Here is an 18,323-nt window from a genome sequence, read left to right on the forward strand (position 1 = left end):
ATGACATACAAAACTTTCCAGCAGTGGATGATTCTACTGGTGGTGTTGTGTTTTGGGGGCGCGCTGTCTGAGGCTCGAGCAGAGCCGGCGAAACCACTTATTTACTATCAGCAAGAGAGCGAGAATACTTCGCTACAGCAACTGATAGATTCTCCCCTGCAAAACTGGCAAACCATACCTGAGAACGAGGCCGTATCGTTTGGATATACGCCGGAAGCCTATTGGTTTCGGGTGCAAGTTGACGAAAATGAAGCCGATCGAATGCTTTACTTGGGGTATCCACTACTCGATAGCATTGATGTTTATTTTGTAAAATCGGGTGAAGTTCTAAAGCAGTTGCATATGGGCGACCAGTTGCCGTTCAACGAGCGCCCCGTGCACAATAAAAACTTTGTTGTGCCGGTACCCACTCACAATGCGCATGATATTTACATTCGCGTAAGAACCGAGAGCTCGTTGCGATTCCCACTAGAAATTTGGGAGCCGCTAGAGTTTATGGAAGCGAATCAATACCAAGTAGCAGCGACAGGGCTATATTTTGGTTTACTGCTATGCATGGCAATTTATAACCTATTTAATTTTTTAGTCACCCGCGATATTAGCTTCTTAAATTACTCGGCTTATACACTTTCTATCGGCTTGTTAATGGCTGGTCTGGACGGTGTCGGTTACCAATATTTATGGCCGAATTGGATTTGGTTGCAAGACCGCATCGTAACCATGATTGGTAGCATTATGATTATGTTTGCAACGCTGGTGACCATGGGGGTTTTGCAAACTAAAGTTCACAGCGCAACCATCCATCGCTGGCTACGCCGATTCATGATGGTGTACGCTACGACGTTTGTATTGAGTATCTTTTTGCCGTACGCATTACTGATCCCATTCGTTCTTATATTGGCGGTAGTAGGGTGCGGTTTCCTTTTAGGTAGCGGTATTGTTCTATGGCGGCGTGGACTTATTTATGCGCGTATTTATACGCTGGCGCTAAGTGCTTTGCTTGCCGCTATTTGCGTGAACGCGCTCGGTTATTTGGGGTTATTTGAATCAGTATTTGTGCAACGTTACGCGATTATGGCCGCTTCAGCCTTTGAGGTGCTGTTGTTGTCTTGGGCGTTAGCAATTCGATTTAATGATGGCCGTAAAGAACAACTCGCCTTGAAAGAACAAATGAACCATCAACTTGAAGATATGGTGTCAGAGCGCACTGAAGAGCTCGAGCGCGTCATGGTACGTTTGCAAAAGGCGAATCAAGAGCTAGAGCAGCGCAGTAACGAAGATGGCTTAACGGGGCTTTATAATCGTCGTTTCTTAAACCAAGAATTCAAACGAGAATTCCGTCGATGTCGTCGCAATGGGACGAGTTTGACTTTAGCGATGCTCGATATTGATCATTTTAAAGCGCTCAACGATAGTTACGGTCACCTGCTCGGCGACCAGATCTTGATTGATTTAGCGAATCTACTTAAGCGCAATTTGCGTCGCGCTAGCGACACGCTATATCGTTATGGTGGCGAAGAATTTACCTTGCTGTTGCCAGATACGGATGAAGTTGGTGCTCGCGATTTAGCGGTGAAGCTTGCACAACTAGTTCGTGAACATCCATTTGATACCGATCATGGGCCGATGCATATTACGGTCAGTATTGGTGTTGCGGTTGCTGCGGCGGGCGTCTATGATCAGCCGACACAATTGTTAGCAGCGGCGGACGAGGCTCTGTACCGCGCGAAAGCTGCCGGGCGCGATCAAATTCGTGTCATCGCGGAACGAGAGCGTTCTGTGTCTACCTCAACTGAATAAGCGAAGGACAATTTATGCAGCATGTCAGTCAATTTCCGTTCCGTCGTATGCGTCGCTTGCGTCGTCATGATTTTAGTCGGCGCATGGTAGCTGAGAATCAGCTCAGCCCAGCCGATTTTATTTATCCCGTTTTCGTGCTGCCAGGTGAGCAACAACGCGAAAAGGTTGCTTCGATGCCAGGCGTGGAACGTTTGTCGATTGACTTGTTAGTTGCCGAGTGCAAAGAGATTGCCGCGTTAGGCATTCCCGCTGTAGCACTGTTTCCCGTAACGCCAGCCGAAGATAAGTCCTTAACTGCCGACGCCGCTTGGGATGATAATGGCCTTGCACAGCGAGCGGTGCGCGCGATTAAAGCTGAAGTACCTGAACTTGGCGTAATCACTGACGTTGCACTTGATCCGTTCACGACGCACGGACAGGACGGCATCATTGACGATCAAGGTTATGTCCAAAATGATATTACGACCGAAGCACTAGTGCGCCAGGCATTGTCGCATGCGCGAGCAGGCGCCGATGTTGTTGCACCATCAGATATGATGGACGGTCGCATTGGTGCGATTAGAGAAGCACTCGAAGAGCACGGCTTTATCAACGTGCAAATTATGGCCTATTCCGCCAAATACGCTTCGGCATTCTATGGGCCGTTTCGTGATGCAGTTGGTTCCGCTGGTAATTTGAAAGGTGGCGACAAGAAAACTTATCAAATGGACCCGGCAAACACTGATGAGGCGTTGCATGAAGTTGCGTTGGATATCGACGAAGGTGCTGACATGGTCATGGTGAAGCCAGGCATGCCGTACCTCGATATTGTGCGCCGTGTGAAAGATACGTTTAAGGTACCGACGTTTGCGTATCAAGTAAGCGGTGAATACGCCATGATGCAGGCGGCGATTGCCAATGGATGGTTAAATGAAGCGGTGATTATGGAATCATTGTTAGGCTTTAAGCGTGCTGGAGCCGACGGTATTTTGACGTACTTTGCGAAGTATGCGGCACAGCAACTTCAGCAAAAATAACTTATTGCGGCATCGAGTGGGTCAGCATATCAATGAGCAGACCCTCTCGCAGTGCCCCCTCAGCAATTTCAATGCGCTGAATGTCGAGCTGCTCAACCAGAGCAATCAAAATACATAACCCACCGACAAAGACTGCTTGACGATCACGGCGAATGCCTAGTTTGCCTAACTTACTCACGTGACCCATAGCACAAGTTTTGCTTAGGATGTCACGAAGCCAATCTTTGCACATGGGCAGTTGCTGGCCTCGCTCATTCATGTCGTAAAGCGCACGAAACGTTCCAGAAGCGCCGCTAACGTGTTGCCAACCGGCTTGCTTGAAACGGGTTGCGTATGGCGCAATAAGCTCGCTAGCTGTCGCTATGGCACGCTGACATGCATGTTCGGTAATTGTTTGATCAGGAAAGAACTGGTTCTGCCACGTTACACAACCCATATCGAGGCTGACCAAATGCGCGGGATTAACGCCTTGGCCAACAATGATTTCGGTACTGGCACCGCCAATATCTAGCACTAATACAGCTTTGTTTGAATGCAGCAAGTGCTGGGTTGCGCCTTGGTAAATTAATCGTGCCTCTGCTTCACCAGAAATAACCTCAATATCGTGTCCCAATGCGAGCTTGAACTGTTCAAGCATGACAGCACTATTGCTAGCTTTACGCAGTGTCGCGGTGGCGACACAACGAATGCGCTCACTGGAAATATCTTTGAGTAGATTAGCAAAACCGCGTAAACAGTCGATGCCGCGAGAGATTGCGGCATCGTCAACGATGAGATGTTTGTCGAAGCCATCAGCAAGTCGAACCTTCTGACGGTATCGACCTAAAATACGATAGTGACCATCACGCTTCACCGTGGCAATAATTAAATGAAAACTATTGGAGCCTAAATCAATGGCGGCGAAGCGTGCGTCCTGCGTCATCATGCGTTACCGAGCTGGTTTGCGACCGCCACTTCGTCGTTGTTGGTTGCCACCACTACTGCGGCGCCCCCCACGCGGACGACGATGATTTGAGCGCGGCGTTTTCAAGTCAGTTAGCAATGCCGTTGGGTCGTATTTGGTCACTGGAATACTATGACCAATATATTCTTCAATGGCAGGAAGATTATAGACATACTCTTCGCAAGCTAAATTGATGGCTTTCCCACTTGCGCCAGCGCGGCCGGTACGACCTATCCGGTGCACGTAATCTTCAAAATCATCGGGTAAGTCGTAGTTGTAAACGTGACTCACTTCGGGAATATGAAGCCCGCGCGCCGCAACGTCGGTGGCGACTAAAAAGTCGAGTTCACCATCAGTGAATTGCTCAAGAATTTTGAGTCGTTTACGTTGCGGAACATCACCGGTCAATAGGCCAACACGGTGACCATCAGCTTCTAACCAATTGTAGACTTTCTCGCAGGTGTGCTTGGTATTTGCGAAAATAATGGCTTTATCCGGCCAATCTTCTTCAATTAGCGTCAGCAATAATTTAATTTTGTCTTGTTTCGACGGATAAAACAGTTCTTCGCTAATACGCTCACCTGTTTTACGCAAGGGCTCGATTTCCACTTTCGTTGGCGAATCCATGTGCTCATAGGCAAGTTCTTGCACGCGCTGCGATAAGGTTGCCGAAAACAGCAAACTTTGGCGCTGACCCGGTGGTGGCATTTTGTTGAACATGTAGCGAATATCTTTAATGAAACCAAGATCGAACATGCGATCGGCTTCATCAAGAACTACGGTTTGAATTTTATCGAGTTGATAAATACCTTGCTTGTAGTAATCGATCAGGCGGCCAGTGGTACCTATCAGGATATCAACGCCGTCTTCGAGCTGTTGCCGTTGAGAATCGTAACCTTCGCCCCCATACACAATGCCAAGACGCATATCACAATGCTTTGCAAGTAGTTCAGCATCATTGGCAATCTGAATAGCTAGCTCACGCGTTGGCGCCATAATAATGGCACGCGGATAACGTTTCTCACCGTCACGAGGGTTGTTAAGCAACGTTGTAAAGGTTGCAATTAAAAACGCCATCGTTTTACCAGTTCCGGTTTGGGCCTGGCCAGCAACGTCTTTTCCGATTAATGCAATCGGTAAGCTCAATGCTTGTATCGGTGTACAATATTCAAATCCAGCACTTTCCAGTGCGGACAATACCTGCGGATGCAGGTCGAGATCGGCGAAGCGTGTCTCTGTTAAGTGTGTTTTACTCATGGCGTAAGCATATCAGTTTGCGCTAACATTCAAAAACAGAAATAATAGTGTTTTATTATTTCACGCGAATTCAGCAGCGGAGATTATCATGAGTGACAAAATTGTTCAGCTAAGTGATGAAAGTTTTGAGAGCGATGTTCTTAATTCTGACAAGCCAGTATTAGTAGACTTCTGGGCCGAGTGGTGTGGTCCATGCAAAATGATCGCGCCAATCTTGGACGACATTGCCAACGAATACGGCGACCGCATCACTGTTGGTAAACTGAACGTTGACCACAACAACCAAACCCCACCGAAGTACAACATTCGCGGTATTCCTACCTTATTGTTGTTCAAGAACGGTGAAGTTGCAGGTACGAAAGTAGGTGCATTGTCGAAAGCACAACTGGCTGAGTTCATTGAACAAAACCTGTAATTGCTAGACAGATTCAGCGGGTTGTTGAAGATGATCTTCAGCAACCTTTGCTGAGCTTTTGCACAAAATGAGCTGAAAAACTGGACGTTTTTCGATTTAAGTGTTACTTTTCCATGCATAACAATTCTTCAGGGTGCCAGCCTTCCGGCAGCCGAGCAGTCAAATCCCGAACTGATTTAACAAAACTGGTTTAACTATAAACGTACAACTATTTCCATTGGCCAAAAAAGTCATAACCCCCCTATGAATCTAACAGAATTAAAAAACAAACCTGTGAACGAGCTAGTTCAGCTCGCAGACACAATGGGCCTCGAGTCCATGGCGCGTATGCGCAAGCAAGACATTATCTTTGCCATTTTAAAAGCGCATGCGAAAAGTGGTGAAGACATCTACGGTGATGGTGTGCTGGAAATCTTGCAAGATGGCTTCGGCTTTTTGCGCTCAGCCGACTCATCTTATTTGGCCGGCCCAGATGATATTTATGTATCGCCAAGCCAGATTCGACGCTTTAACCTGCGTACCGGCGATACCGTATCAGGAAAGATTCGACCGCCGAAGGAAGGTGAACGTTATTTTGCCCTCCTGAAGATCCGCGAAGTTAACTTCGATAAGCCTGAAAACTCCCGCAATAAAATTTTATTCGAAAACTTAACCCCATTGCATGCCGACGAGCGTATGCGTATGGAGCGTGGTAATGGGTCAACCGAAGACATTACTGCGCGCGTTCTCGACTTGGCCTCACCAATTGGTAAAGGTCAGCGTGGCTTGATTGTTGCACCACCAAAAGCTGGTAAAACATTGTTACTACAGAATATTGCGCAATCGATTGCCGCAAACCATCCTGAGTGTGTGTTGATGGTTCTTCTGATTGACGAACGTCCGGAAGAAGTGACTGAGATGCATCGCCTGGTAAAAGGTGAAGTTGTTGCTTCAACCTTCGATGAGCCAGCAAGCCGTCACGTGCAAGTTGCCGAAATGGTGATTGAAAAAGCCAAGCGTTTGGTTGAACACAAGAAAGATGTGGTTATATTGCTGGACTCGATTACTCGATTAGCACGCGCCTACAACACCGTTATTCCAAGCTCAGGCAAGGTATTAACCGGTGGTGTTGACGCGAATGCGCTACATAAACCGAAGCGCTTCTTTGGTGCTGCTCGTAATGTGGAAGAAGGCGGTAGTTTAACTATTATCGCAACTGCCTTGATTGATACGGGCTCGAAAATGGATGAAGTGATTTACGAAGAGTTTAAGGGTACCGGTAACATGGAACTCCACTTGAACCGTAAGATTGCTGAGAAACGCGTATTCCCGGCTATTGACTTCAACCGTTCAGGCACCCGTCGCGAAGAGCTACTTACTTCGCAAGAAGAACTACAAAAAATGTGGATTTTACGGAAAATCGTTCACCCAATGGGCGAAACCGAAGCAATGGAATTCCTCATTGATAAACTGCAAATGACCAAAACCAATGATGAGTTCTTTGAAGCGATGAAACGCCAAAAGAGCTAATCTAATCAGCGGCCTTGCTTAAATATCAGCAAGGTCGCACTTTCCTCTTGTCTTCCTTAATTTGTTAATTCACTTGCGCTGTACGCTATTTATCGTTATTAATTGTTATAAAAAATTATGACAATTAAAAAGGATTTGTTGAGATGGCGCCTAAGCATCGGTTCTTTATTTCTTCATTATTGGCATTGTCGCTTGTTGGTTGTGGCGATGGTGAAGTCTTTCAGAATGGTCAGCCGCCAGGTGACCCTACCGGTGACGGCGGTGGAGATGACGGCGGTTCACAATCAACGCCCGTTGCAACGGCGCAAAGTGTTTCAGTCACTGAATTGACTCCAAATGACGCTGTGCAGGCGGAAATTGTTGTCACTTTATCGGAAGCACCCGAATCATCAGCGTCATTAAGTTATGCGACAGCAAATGGAACAGCGCTTGCTGCCGAGCATTATCGCTCAACGTCAGGTTCGCTTGAGTTCGCTGCAGGGCAAACCTCTAAATCGTTTTCAATACCAATTATTTCTAACAACTATTACGGCAGTGACAAGTCATTCACCGTTAACTTTTCTGGCGCGTCAGGCTTAGAGTTAGGTGTCTCCACAATTGAAGTGACGATTAATAACGATGACCCGATTCCAACACTCCAGTTTAGCCAAGCGCAATTTAGAACGTCTGAACAAGCCGGCAAGATTGAAGTGTTAGCTCGCTTGACTCATGCCTCGGAAACGCCGATTAGTTTTGCGGTCAGTTTGGCAGGAACGGCGACTCGCGACAGCGATTACACCATTGATGAGCAATCATTCACGATGCCAGCATTTGCGACGCAAATTGAAGTCCCTCTAACCATGCTCAGTGATAATCTCAAAGAAGGCGGCGAAACTATTATCTTGGGCTTAAACAATGCTGATGGTGCTTCGATAAACGCTTCTCGAAGTGTCTTAACCGTAATGATCTCTGGTGATGCCGTGCTAGCAGATACGGGTTTTGTTGGTTATTACAACGCCGGTGCCTATAACGCAACCACACCTGAGGCTGGTTATGAAAATCAGGATGCTGATTATGGACGCGATACTGGCGCTGAAGCGACTTTCCATGAAGACGGCCAGGGTAACTTGAATTTCACGAAACTCGACTTTAATGGCAATGCATTACCGCGAACTGCAACTGAATTTGAATGTGTTCGCGATAATTTGTCGGGGACAGTGTATGCCGTTTGGGGGAGTCCAACTCATATTCTAGGCTGGAATAACCCGGCTAATTTGTATCGCTGGTATGATTCAGACCCAGCCAATAATGCAGGCAACGCCGGTACTTATAGTCCGGGAGAGTTAGTACCAAACGCAGATGAGACATACTATACCGCAGCAACTTGTGAATTCCCCGGTATCGAAGGTGGTGAGATTGATTATGAAGCGGGTTGTACCAGCGAAAACTATCTCAATTACTTGAATGTTATGGGTTACTGTGGCTTTAGTGACTGGCGCCTACCAACAGTGAATGAAGCGCAAAGTAGCTCGTTATTTGGTCAAATGTTGTCATACGATGCTAACTATTTCCCCGATGTGGCGCAGTTTAGCTCTGACAAAATTATGACCTCATCGCCAGCTGCTGATAACGCAGGTGCTGCATGGTGCTGGGATCTTCAAAACTCGCGCCGAATGCTATGCAACAAAAACGATTATATTAGTATTCGTGCGGCTCGTAACCCCGCTGTCAGCGATTAAACAAGGAGGTCAGCAATGAAAAAGGTAACCTATATATCGCTAGTAGCATGTTTCGTGGGCTTAAACGGAATTGCTGAAGCAGCGTGCAAATATGACTCGATTAAACCCAATACTGCACCTGACCAGTTTTACGATAATCGTAATGGTACAGTGCTTGATGTGCGCACCGGGTTAACGTGGTCACTCTGTTTATATGGTCAAGCATACGAGGCAAGCAATAACAGTTGCACCGGCTCGCCGACTGCGGTAACTGATTGGAGTGTCGCACTCAATGCGCAAGATGACTTTAGTCACGGTGATACAACCGACTGGCGCTTGCCGAATATTAAGGAGCTCGCAACGTTAGTTGAGTATGCGTGTTTTGATCCGGCCATTCGCACCGAAGTGTTTCCAGAAACACCAAGCGCGCCATTTTGGACCAACACGCCTGATGCTGAAGATATCGACCCAGCGCCGCTAGCATTGGGTCGGTATATTGATTTTTATGATGGTAGCGAGTTTAACGATAACCCGGCGGTATCTAGGTTTATTCGTTTTGTTCGCACCTCTGACTAGGTGGAAACTTCGCTTTTTAACGCTAACTCGGTCAGCAATGCAAAATGGTCTGAGCCAAACGGTGGAAGCCGTTTGAGCTCAACCAGTAAAAAGTGCTCACTGTGAAATATATGGTCGAGTGGCCAGCGCATAATGGGTATTTGTGCATGAAAGGTGTTGTAAATACCACGCCCCATGCGCGGATCAAGTAATTGACTTTCTTCTAAAAAGGCACGGGTTGATTTTGACCATGCCACGTCATTTAAATCCCCAGTAACAATCACCGGACCAGATTCCTGACGAGCCTGTTTTGCAACCAGCATGAGTTCATTATCACGTTGCTTTGATTTTTCATTTTCAGTCGGGCTTGGTGGCGCTGGGTGGACGCAGTGCATGCGCACGACACGGGTCGGGAGCTGCAAATCAAAATGCATTGATGGTACGCCTTCTTGGATCAAATCGGTGACTTCGATGTTGGTCATGGGCCATTTCGAATAAACCATCATGCCGTATAAGTTATTTTGCGGCTTGCGGATAACATGCGGTAAGTCATCTTCAATATCGCTGAACTGCTGTTCCCACCATTCGTCTGTTTCCACAGCAACGATAATATCAGGTCGGTTGTCATTAATGATTTGGGTCAGTTCGACACCGCGGCGGTTTGGCTCTAATACATTCACGGTTAATAGTCGAATATGTTCGTCAACATGTGGCTCATCGCGCTTGCGCTTGTAGCGTTTGACGGTGCGTGCGGCAAACGGCGTGTAGGGGAAGATCCACCAGAACTGCCAGCCACCGCATAACAATTGAATCGCCACTAGCAACCATGTGGTGAGCTGATTAGCGGGTAAAAAAACCGCGCTCGCAATCAGGAGTAGTAACGCCACGGCACTTTGTTGCAAGCGTGGGAAATCCCAAATGCGCACCCACCAAATTGTCTTGTTCAATAGCGGTAATAGGCTGGTAAGTGCAAGTAAACCAGTCACCAGTGTGATGATCCAAAAAGCTAGCATTACGATATCCCTATGAGTTCGTCGAGTCAGCGCTGAAAACTATAACAAAAACATTTATACTGCGCCCTGACTTATTGGTAAATCATTAACCACAGCGAGAGCCTAAGTGAAATATCAAGACCTACGCGATTTCATGGCGTTGTTAGAGAAGCGCGGTGAGTTAAAGCGCATACAGCATGAAATTGATCCCTATCTTGAGATGACCGAGATTGCCGACCGCACGTTGAAGGCGGGTGGTCCTGCATTGTTATTTGAGAACGTGAAAGGTCATGACATTCCGGTGCTGGCCAATTTGTTTGGTACCCCGGAGCGTGTTGCTTTGGGCATGGGCCAAGAATCAGTCGAGGCGCTGCGTGATGTTGGTAAATTACTCGCATTTTTGAAGGAACCCGAGCCGCCGAAGGGCTTTCGTGACGCGATTAATATGTTGCCGATGTACAAGAAAGTACTCAGCATGTCGCCGAAGCAGTTAAAAAAGGCTCCATGTCAGTCAGTCGTGATCTCGGGCGACGATGTTGATCTAACTCAGTTACCCATTCAACATTGCTGGCCAGGTGATGTAGCACCACTTATTACCTGGGGATTAACGGTAACTCGTGGGCCACATAAAGAGCGGCAAAATTTAGGTATTTACCGCCAGCAGTTGCTCGGTAAAAACAAGGTCATCATGCGCTGGTTGTCGCACCGTGGTGGCGCACTTGATTTTCAAGAATGGAAGCGCGCACATCCGGGCGAGAACTTCCCCGTTGCTGTTGCTCTTGGAGCTGATCCCGCGACAATTTTGGGTGCTGTTACGCCAGTGCCTGATAGCTTGTCCGAATACGCCTTTGCTGGGTTGTTACGTGATGGGAAAACCGAAGTAGCGAAGTGCATTAGTAATGATTTACAGGTGCCAGCGCACGCCGAAATAATTCTCGAAGGTTATATTGCGCCTGATGAGATGGCGCCGGAAGGACCTTATGGCGATCACACCGGCTATTACAACGAAGTGGATGAGTTCCCAGTATTTACAGTGACTCATGTCACTATGCGTGAAAAACCAATTTATCATAGTACCTATACCGGCCGCCCCCCCGATGAACCAGCGGTACTTGGCGTTGCGCTGAATGAAGTGTTTGTGCCATTGCTACAAAAGCAATTTCCAGAAATCGTCGATTTTTATTTGCCACCTGAAGGCTGTTCGTATCGCGTTGCCGTAGTAACGATGAAGAAACAATATGCTGGTCACGCCAAGCGCGTGATGATGGGCGTGTGGAGTTTCTTACGGCAGTTCATGTATACCAAATTTGTGATTGTTTGCGATGACGATGTGAACGCGCGTGACTGGAAAGACGTCATTTGGGCTATGACAACACGGATGGATCCAGCGCGCGATACTGTTTTGGTCGAAAATACACCAATTGATTATCTTGATTTCGCATCACCGGTATCCGGTCTTGGCTCTAAAATGGGCATGGATGCAACAAATAAATGGCCGGGGGAGACGGATCGCGAATGGGGCGTTCCTATTGTTATGGATGCTGAAGTGAAGCAACGTGTTGATGCGTTGTGGGACGAATTGGATATTCTCTAAGGAAATAAAGCTGTTATGAAACAATTCGTGTGTCGTGTAGCGACCATAGAAAATTTGACGCCAAATGTTTATCGCATTGTTTTAGCGTTGCCGGAATCGATTGAGTTCCAAGCAGGGCAATACATTCAAGTGGTGATGGGTGAACGTGACAAACGGCCGTTCTCGATTGCATCATGCCCTTCGAAAACCTCAGAGCTGGAACTCCATATAGGCGCTACGTCGGATAATCCGTATGCGATGGAAGTACTACAAAAGATGCGTGATACTGGTGAAATCACGATTGAAGCGCCGCTTGGCGAGGCATGGCTTCGAAGCGATAGTGAACGACCGATCATTTTAATTGCTGGTGGCACCGGCTTTTCTTATACCTGGTCGATTCTACAAGCGCATTTGCGAAGTGCTTCCAAGCGTCCCGTGACGTTATACTGGGGCGGACGCAAGCCGGAAGATCTGTATCTGGATAAGCAGTTACAAGAGCTTTCTGCACATCACGAAAATATGCACTATCGCCCAGTCGTTGAACAGGCGCCTGAATCGTGGCATGGCGCTCAAGGATTGGTTCACCACGCAGTGATGGCTGAACAGACTGACCTCAACGAAGCGGATATTTATGTAGCTGGACGCTTCGAAATGGTTCGAGTGATTCGTGATGCATTCCATGCTCAAGGATTACCGTTGTCGCAACTTTATGGCGATGCGCTGGCGTTTATCTAACCAGTTCTGTTATACTCGCCGCGCAATTTACCAAGGGGTGCCTTGCTGACACAGGTTTGTGCAGTTTGGCTGAGATGCAGTATTGCGAACCCTTTGCACCTGATCCGGTTAATACTGGCGTAGGGATGGTAGCAATCAAACTCCATTATAAAACCTGCCCGACCGGATTGTTTCTGAATAAGTTATTGAGGAAATAATCCATGTTATCACCTGCTTTATTATTCGTTGCAGCAATTGCTGGCGAAGACCCGATTGAACGTATTGCTGTTCAAGGTCACTATCGATCGCTATATGTCAATGAGGCGCCGACAAGTGTGTCAGTGCTCACTTCAGATGCTATGGGACAACGCCATGGCACGCATATGGAAGATGTACTCAACGTTATCCCGAATCTAAATTTCTCCAGCGGGAGTTCGCGTGCGCGTTTTTTACAGATACGCGGTATTGGCGAACGTAGTCAGTTTGTTGATCCAATTAATCCGTCCGTTGGGATACTCATTGACGGTATCAATTACAGCGGTTTAGGACAGGCGGCGCAGCTTTTCGACATTAGCCAAGTAGAAGTCTATCGCGGACCGCAAAGCGGTCGCTTTGGTGCTGATGGCATGGCTGGCATGTTAGTGCTTGAGAGTACCGCAGCGCGCGCTGAGTTTGATGGTTTTTGGCAAATCGGCGCAGCGAATTATGGCGCTGTTGAGGGCGGCGTTGCTGTCGGTGGTGAGCTAGGCGCTCTTGGCCGTGCTCGGTTGAGTGTCTATCAACAAGCTGATGATGGCTTTACTGAAAACACTTATCTGCAACGCGACGATACTCAGTCGCGCTCAGAGCGTATCGCACGTTTCAATGTGTGGACTGATCTTGCCGACCATTGGCAATTACGATCAACTGCGCACCTGTATCGCCAAGATAATGGCTATGACGCATTTTCACTCGATAATACGCGACAAACCTTGTCAGACGAGCCTGGTGAAGACGATGCGACCATGAAGGCCGCACGTTTAGCATTAACATATAGTGGCGCGGAGACACATGAAACCGTGTTTAGTTATAGTGTATTAAGCACTGATACGCTTTACAGCTATGACGAAGATTGGAGCTATGTCGGTATTGCTCCGGGTTGGGAGTATTCATCGACTGATGCATACTGGCGTGAACGTCTTGATCATACGTTAGAAGCTCGTTGGCTTAGTACCCAGCCGATTAATGTTATGGGACTAGCAACCGATTGGGTTGTCGGTTGGTATCACCTGAGTCGCGACGAATCCTTGCGCCGCGAGTTCATGAACTGGGATACCTATGCCGATGATACGTTTAATAGTGACTATGAAAGCAAGCGCCATGCACTTTACGGCGAAGTCACGCAATACGTGAGCGATCAATGGCAGTTGACCACCGGATTACGTCTCGAGCGATATCGTAACGCCTATGACGATTCCAATTCTGTGGCAGTAACACCTCGAGACACCATGCTCGGTGGACGCGTCAGCTTAAGTTATAACCCAGCCGTTGGGCGGATGATGTATTTAACTTGGTCTCGTGGCTACAAAACCGGTGGTGTCAACGCAGAAGCGCTAGGCAAAGCCACTGATAATCCCGAACTTGAAGCGTTTTTGCTTCAGCGCTCGAGCTTTGCCCCAGAGTATTTAACCAGCTTAGAAGCCGGTTACAAGTTCATTAATGCCGATGATACGTTATCGCTTAATGTGGCTTTGTTTGCACAAAATCGTGATGATGTGCAGCTGAAAAGCTGGATAAACCGCGCGCAAACGTTTATTGGTTACATTGAAAATGCGGCCGGTGGAAAAGTACATGGTCTTGAAGCTGAACTCAATTTAGAGCTCACACCACAGCTGTGGTGGTTTGCGAACGTTGGCTTACTCGAAACAGAGATTGAAGGCTTTATTACCGAAGACGGCATTGATATGGAAGGTCGCGAGCAAGCGCAGGCACCGGGTTATCAGGTGAATACCGGTATCAATTGGCAAGTGACCGAAAACTTGAGTGCCACGTTGCAAATCGATAGCAAAGACAGTTTCTATTTTTCTGACTCGCATAACAGCCAAAGCGAGTCGTACAATTTGTTGCATGCCAGTTTAAAGTGGCAACTTGATGCGTGGCGTATTACTTTGTGGGGACGTAATTTAACAGATGAAGATTATGCCACACGTGGATTCTACTTCGGCAACGACCCGCGAGATGAATATCAACCTACGACTTATGTCCAGTGGGGCGAACCACGTCGCATTGGTATAACATTTAATTACGCAATGTAATTGGGAGCGAGTGTTTGGAAAATATCGCCATTGCCTTTGCGTTGCTGTATTTGTGGTTAGCCGCACGCCAATCTGTTTGGTGTTGGTTAGCTGGGGCAATTAGTTGCGCAATTTATACCTATTTAATGTTTCAAGTGCAGCTCTATATGGAGTCGGGGCTGCAAGCCATCTACGTGGCGCTTTCAGCCTATGGTTGGTGGCAATGGCGATTTGGTGTGGCGCAAGCACCGGCGCAAGATGTTGCTGACTATTCTTGGTGGTGGCATGTGCGAGCCATCGTTGCGCTGGCGTTTGTTGCAAGTGGGTGCGCTTGGTTACTTGAACTTTACACCGATGCCGATCAAGTTTGGCTGGACAGTTTCACCACTGTCTACAGCCTGTTTGCAACTTGGTTGCTCACCCGCAAGCTATTTTCTAATTGGTTATATTGGCTTGTTATTGATAGTGTGTATATTTATCTCTATGCAATTAAAGGGTTTGAGAAAACCAGCGGACTTTTTGCGATCTACATATTATTGATATTATATGCCATGTGGAATTGGCGCCGGAGTCAAAAGGAATTATGCAACAACACTGGTTAACAAATTTACCGATACACGGAGTGATGAAAACCGAACCGTTGTTGCGGGGCGTCGCCAATGACGTATACAAAATCACGTCGATGAGTGGCGTATATGTACTCAAGCATTTCCGCTTCGACCATCCTTATGGCCTCGACCGCGACCAAGAAGTCGCGGTGCAACAGATACTGTTTAATCATGGTTTAGCCCCAGAAGTGCTGCATTATGATGCAGTTCAAGGTCTCATGCTCCAAGCTTTTATTGAAACGCCTGATCTGTCTCACGATAGCAAAGCGATGGGAACAAAAATTCAACGGCTTGGTGAAATCAGTGCACACATTCATCGTTTACCTGTGGATGTCCCAGTTTGGTCTTTACGTAGCCGTGTACAACGTTATTGCGATAACTTAGCTCAGTATGAACCCGAACGCGCAAGACAGTTTCAGAAGCGACTACAGCAGCAACGAAAGTTATTAGATAGCTTTGGCAACAATCCCGTTTTTTGCCACAACGATTTAGCCTTTCATCACGTTTTTCTCAGTCAACCACCGCAAGTGATTGATTGGGAATATTCGGGCTTGGGTGAACGTTACTTTGATTTGGCCAATTGTATTCAAGTAAATCAACTCGAGCGTTCCGAGCAACGGGCCTTTATCAACGCTTATGAAGGTGCCTCCGGAGAACGCGTTGATAGTCAGCACTTACAGAACTGGCTTGAGCTTTCTCAAACCATCAGTCAACTTTGGTACGAACTACACCACCACCTCCAACATCATCACCTTTAAACTTGCGCGCACGAGGAGAGCCTATGTCGAAGCTTACTGATCGTATGTACGGATTATTAGCTGAGGATGAAGATGCTCGTGTTTGCAAAGATATTCCGGAAAGTGCTTGTAACGATCAACCCCAAGCCTTTATGGCGCATTTATGGTCATTGACGCTAACTAAATTAGGCGACTCATTAGTTAGCGCTCGTTTAGTATTACCGTGGATGCTGACCGCACTGGGGGCACCAAGTGTGTTTATTAGTGCGCTTGTACCGCTGCGAGAGTCGTTGGCATTATTACCACAGTTATTCATTGCGCAACAAATGCGCCAAACACCAGTTCGAAAGTGGTTTTGGGTCGCTGGTAGTGTCGGACAAGCGCTGTCGCTGCTTGGCATGGTGGCTGCTATTGTGTTTACTGAAGGCACGTTTTTAGGTTGGGCCGTGGTGACGCTGCTGGCGCTCTTTAGTTTATCTCGCGGTGTGTGCTCGGTTGCGATAAAAGACGTGCAAGGCAAAACCATTTCGAAAACTCGGCGTGGCCGACTTTCTGGGCTTGCTGCATCAGTGGCAGGGCTTCTGTCGTTGGCGACAGCATTAGTCATTATTTTTGCACCACAGTTTACCAATGTTGGTGACGAGGGCGATGCTTGGTTATTCATTTTGCTCCTGACGTTTGCAGCGCTTTTGTGGCTGGTTGCCGCCGCTGTGTACGCGAGTGTGCCGGAAGTTCCCGGTGCCACTGAAGGCGGCGGCAATGCCCTCATTGAAGCACTAAAATCGATACGTTTGTTGTGGCAAGACAAAAACTTTGGCCAGTTTGTTCTTACTCGAGCCTTGCTCGTGGCTTCTGCATTTGCGATTCCATACATCGTGGTGATGATTCAGCGCAGTGGCGAGGGTAGCCTAACGAGTTTGGGCGGACTTATGTTGGCAAGCGGTTTAGCCGGAATGTTGGCAGGACGGTTTTGGGGTAAATGGTCAGATAGCGCAAGTCATCATGTGATGGCGGCGGCAGCGGCTATGGCAACGCTAGTGATGGCAATAGCCTTAGCATTGTATGTATTAAGCCCCGAGTTGTTGGCCCAGCAATGGTTAGCGGGACTGCTTATTTTTAGTGCCGCAGTGTCACATCACGGCGCGCGCGTAGGACGGAAGACGTATTTGGTGGATATGGCAACGCAAGAAACACGTGCGCAATATACAGCCGTTTCTAATACGGTGCTCGGTATGGTTTTATTGCTCGGTATTTTACTCGGTGTCTTAGAAAGTTTTGCGGGCGTCGAAGCGGTGATTGGCTTATTAATTATCTTGGGTGTTGTTGCGTCGCTTCGTGCGCTCAGTTTACCAAACGTCCAACAGGATTAAGAAAAAAAAAGCGAGCCAGCAAGGCTCGCTTTCGTTTAAAGCTTGCTTTTACTTGCCGCGAATGACGCCATATAAACCGACAATCACAGCAACAGCGCCACCAATTAAGTACCACATTGCTTCGTCAGTTGTTTCGCCAGTAAGCGCTTGTGTCGCTTCAGAGGCAACTGAGTTATACGCTTCCCAACCAAAATACAGCAAAATAACACCTACCACTAACAGAACGATTCCAATGACTTTGTTCATCGAATTTTTCCTTTTTATTTTCATGGATTAAGGTACTACCGATTCAGCATAGCAAAAATAATAGAATTTGCGAAAGGGATAAAAAAACCGCGCTAATTTGCGCGGTCTTTCATGAGGTAGGAATTAGCCTAAATAAGAGGTTAACATCCAAGACGTTTTCTCTTGTTCTTTGATGTAATCGCTCATTAATGACGCGGTACCTTCGTCGCTCGCTTCGCCGGCAATTTCAAGAATCTCGCGTTGCAGGCGAATAATGACACGATAGCTATCAAGAATTTCACGTACACAGGCCTTCCCGTCGTGAATATCTTTCGCCTCTTGAATTTCGCTTGCTTTGATATAAGTCGAATAAGCATGTAACGGGCGCTGACCTAACGTGAGAATGCGCTCAGCAACTTCGTCAACCTTTAAAAGTAAGTCATTGTAGGTTTCTTCAAACTTCGCATGAAGTTCGAAAAACTCCTTTCCTTTAATGTTCCAGTGAAAACCACGAACATTCATATACATTACTTGATAGTTGGCTAACAACTGATTCAAACGTTCCGCAAGCTGCTCGGCATGATGGTGGTCAATACCAATCACATTCAACTGTTGCATGTTTAACTCCTTGTTTGGATT

Annotated in this window: 17 protein-coding genes and 1 riboswitch; of the genes, 12 read left to right on the forward strand and 5 right to left on the reverse strand. The window is 47.3% G+C overall.

Translation table 11 applies throughout. The features are described 5' to 3' along the window. Together LG272_RS03510 and hemB are read left to right on the forward strand one after the other, a co-directional pair. Entirely contained in the window at positions 1-1,800 is a 1,800-nt protein-coding gene (locus tag LG272_RS03510) for a diguanylate cyclase (protein ID WP_126760128.1), read from the forward strand. A 14-nt stretch (positions 1,801-1,814) separates the two neighbouring features. Next, entirely contained in the window at positions 1,815-2,816 is a 1,002-nt protein-coding gene (gene hemB / locus LG272_RS03515; protein WP_126760129.1) for a porphobilinogen synthase, read from the forward strand. A gap of 1 nt (position 2,817) precedes the next feature. On the opposite strand, the gene LG272_RS03520 is transcribed toward hemB, so the two are convergent. Continuing rightward, positions 2,818-3,741: a Ppx/GppA family phosphatase gene (locus LG272_RS03520; RefSeq protein WP_404409707.1), complete on the reverse strand. Its 924-nt coding sequence runs from the start codon at positions 3,739-3,741 to the stop codon at positions 2,818-2,820. A 3-nt stretch (positions 3,742-3,744) separates the two neighbouring features. Next, entirely contained in the window at positions 3,745-5,016 is a 1,272-nt protein-coding gene (gene rhlB / locus LG272_RS03525; RefSeq protein ID WP_126760131.1) for an ATP-dependent RNA helicase RhlB, read from the reverse strand. An 88-nt stretch (positions 5,017-5,104) separates the two neighbouring features. On the opposite strand from rhlB, the gene trxA reads away from it, so the two are divergent. The 4 genes from trxA to LG272_RS03545 all read left to right on the forward strand — a co-directional run bounded on the left by trxA (position 5,105) and on the right by LG272_RS03545 (position 9,213). Beyond that, positions 5,105-5,431 carry a thioredoxin TrxA gene (gene trxA, locus LG272_RS03530; RefSeq protein ID WP_092857136.1) on the forward strand — a complete coding sequence of 109 codons (327 nt, stop codon included), beginning with the start codon at positions 5,105-5,107 and terminating at the stop codon, positions 5,429-5,431. Between the two features lie 243 nt (positions 5,432-5,674). Further along, positions 5,675-6,940: a transcription termination factor Rho gene (rho, locus tag LG272_RS03535; protein WP_126760132.1), complete on the forward strand. Its 1,266-nt coding sequence runs from the start codon at positions 5,675-5,677 to the stop codon at positions 6,938-6,940. A 143-nt stretch (positions 6,941-7,083) separates the two neighbouring features. Then, positions 7,084-8,658, forward strand: a complete 1,575-nt coding sequence (locus LG272_RS03540; RefSeq protein ID WP_404409708.1) for a Calx-beta domain-containing protein — start codon at positions 7,084-7,086, stop codon at positions 8,656-8,658. 15 nt (positions 8,659-8,673) lie between these two features. Further along, a complete protein-coding gene (locus LG272_RS03545) occupies positions 8,674-9,213 on the forward strand; it encodes a DUF1566 domain-containing protein (protein ID WP_404409709.1) in 540 nt (179 codons plus the stop codon). On the opposite strand, the gene LG272_RS03550 is transcribed toward LG272_RS03545, so the two are convergent. Beyond that, positions 9,210-10,205 carry an endonuclease/exonuclease/phosphatase family protein gene (locus tag LG272_RS03550; RefSeq protein WP_404409710.1) on the reverse strand — a complete coding sequence of 332 codons (996 nt, stop codon included), beginning with the start codon at positions 10,203-10,205 and terminating at the stop codon, positions 9,210-9,212. The genes LG272_RS03545 and LG272_RS03550 overlap by 4 nt on opposite strands. Positions 10,206-10,311: 106 nt before the next feature. Between LG272_RS03550 and ubiD the strand changes: the two genes are divergently transcribed. The 6 genes from ubiD (at position 10,312) to LG272_RS03580 (ending at position 17,459) form a co-directional block, all read left to right on the forward strand. Beyond that, positions 10,312-11,778 (forward strand): 4-hydroxy-3-polyprenylbenzoate decarboxylase, encoded by a 1,467-nt coding sequence (gene ubiD / locus LG272_RS03555; RefSeq protein WP_126760134.1) that lies wholly within the window; start codon positions 10,312-10,314, stop codon positions 11,776-11,778. 15 nt (positions 11,779-11,793) lie between these two features. Beyond that, entirely contained in the window at positions 11,794-12,492 is a 699-nt protein-coding gene (fre, locus tag LG272_RS03560; protein WP_126760135.1) for an NAD(P)H-flavin reductase, read from the forward strand. A gap of 23 nt (positions 12,493-12,515) precedes the next feature. Continuing rightward, positions 12,516-12,635: riboswitch (TPP riboswitch) on the forward strand. Between the two features lie 57 nt (positions 12,636-12,692). After that, positions 12,693-14,765 (forward strand): TonB-dependent receptor, encoded by a 2,073-nt coding sequence (locus LG272_RS03565; RefSeq protein WP_404409711.1) that lies wholly within the window; start codon positions 12,693-12,695, stop codon positions 14,763-14,765. 14 nt (positions 14,766-14,779) lie between these two features. After that, on the forward strand, positions 14,780-15,346 hold the full coding sequence (gene pnuC / locus LG272_RS03570; protein ID WP_241968007.1) for a nicotinamide riboside transporter PnuC: 567 nt from the start codon (positions 14,780-14,782) through the stop codon (positions 15,344-15,346). A gap of 23 nt (positions 15,347-15,369) precedes the next feature. Next, positions 15,370-16,110 (forward strand): phosphotransferase, encoded by a 741-nt coding sequence (locus LG272_RS03575; RefSeq protein WP_404409712.1) that lies wholly within the window; start codon positions 15,370-15,372, stop codon positions 16,108-16,110. Between the two features lie 23 nt (positions 16,111-16,133). After that, positions 16,134-17,459 carry an MFS transporter permease gene (locus tag LG272_RS03580; protein WP_404409713.1) on the forward strand — a complete coding sequence of 442 codons (1,326 nt, stop codon included), beginning with the start codon at positions 16,134-16,136 and terminating at the stop codon, positions 17,457-17,459. A 48-nt stretch (positions 17,460-17,507) separates the two neighbouring features. Here the strand turns inward: LG272_RS03580 and LG272_RS03585 are convergent, their stop codons facing one another. Together LG272_RS03585 and LG272_RS03590 are read right to left on the reverse strand one after the other, a co-directional pair. Beyond that, complete coding sequence (locus LG272_RS03585; RefSeq protein ID WP_092857114.1) at positions 17,508-17,705, reverse strand: DUF3185 family protein; 198 nt, start codon at positions 17,703-17,705, stop codon at positions 17,508-17,510. 123 nt (positions 17,706-17,828) lie between these two features. Next, the gene (locus tag LG272_RS03590; RefSeq protein ID WP_126760140.1) at positions 17,829-18,302 is read right to left on the reverse strand and encodes a Dps family protein; all 474 of its coding nucleotides are present in this window, start codon (positions 18,300-18,302) and stop codon (positions 17,829-17,831) included. Between the last annotated feature and the right edge of the window lie 21 nt (positions 18,303-18,323).

The sequence above is a fragment of the Pseudidiomarina marina genome, from assembly GCF_044807045.1.
Taxonomy (GTDB): domain Bacteria; phylum Pseudomonadota; class Gammaproteobacteria; order Enterobacterales; family Alteromonadaceae; genus Pseudidiomarina; species Pseudidiomarina marina.

What these genes read in the sequence shown, in the direction of transcription:
- LG272_RS03520 (WP_404409707.1), bottom strand. Translation starts at nt 3,741, where the DNA reads ATGATGACGCAGGACGCACGCTTCGCCGCCATTGATTTAGGCTCCAAT.
- LG272_RS03585 (WP_092857114.1), bottom strand. Translation starts at nt 17,705, where the DNA reads ATGAACAAAGTCATTGGAATCGTTCTGTTAGTGGTAGGTGTTATTTTG.
- LG272_RS03510 (WP_126760128.1), top strand. Translation starts at nt 1, where the DNA reads ATGACATACAAAACTTTCCAGCAGTGGATGATTCTACTGGTGGTGTTG.
- LG272_RS03545 (WP_404409709.1), top strand. Translation starts at nt 8,674, where the DNA reads ATGAAAAAGGTAACCTATATATCGCTAGTAGCATGTTTCGTGGGCTTA.
- fre (WP_126760135.1), top strand. Translation starts at nt 11,794, where the DNA reads ATGAAACAATTCGTGTGTCGTGTAGCGACCATAGAAAATTTGACGCCA.
- rhlB (WP_126760131.1), bottom strand. Translation starts at nt 5,016, where the DNA reads ATGAGTAAAACACACTTAACAGAGACACGCTTCGCCGATCTCGACCTG.
- hemB (WP_126760129.1), top strand. Translation starts at nt 1,815, where the DNA reads ATGCAGCATGTCAGTCAATTTCCGTTCCGTCGTATGCGTCGCTTGCGT.
- LG272_RS03580 (WP_404409713.1), top strand. Translation starts at nt 16,134, where the DNA reads ATGTCGAAGCTTACTGATCGTATGTACGGATTATTAGCTGAGGATGAA.
- LG272_RS03540 (WP_404409708.1), top strand. Translation starts at nt 7,084, where the DNA reads ATGGCGCCTAAGCATCGGTTCTTTATTTCTTCATTATTGGCATTGTCG.
- LG272_RS03565 (WP_404409711.1), top strand. Translation starts at nt 12,693, where the DNA reads ATGTTATCACCTGCTTTATTATTCGTTGCAGCAATTGCTGGCGAAGAC.
- LG272_RS03550 (WP_404409710.1), bottom strand. Translation starts at nt 10,205, where the DNA reads ATGCTAGCTTTTTGGATCATCACACTGGTGACTGGTTTACTTGCACTT.
- LG272_RS03575 (WP_404409712.1), top strand. Translation starts at nt 15,370, where the DNA reads ATGAAAACCGAACCGTTGTTGCGGGGCGTCGCCAATGACGTATACAAA.
- rho (WP_126760132.1), top strand. Translation starts at nt 5,675, where the DNA reads ATGAATCTAACAGAATTAAAAAACAAACCTGTGAACGAGCTAGTTCAG.
- trxA (WP_092857136.1), top strand. Translation starts at nt 5,105, where the DNA reads ATGAGTGACAAAATTGTTCAGCTAAGTGATGAAAGTTTTGAGAGCGAT.
- LG272_RS03590 (WP_126760140.1), bottom strand. Translation starts at nt 18,302, where the DNA reads ATGCAACAGTTGAATGTGATTGGTATTGACCACCATCATGCCGAGCAG.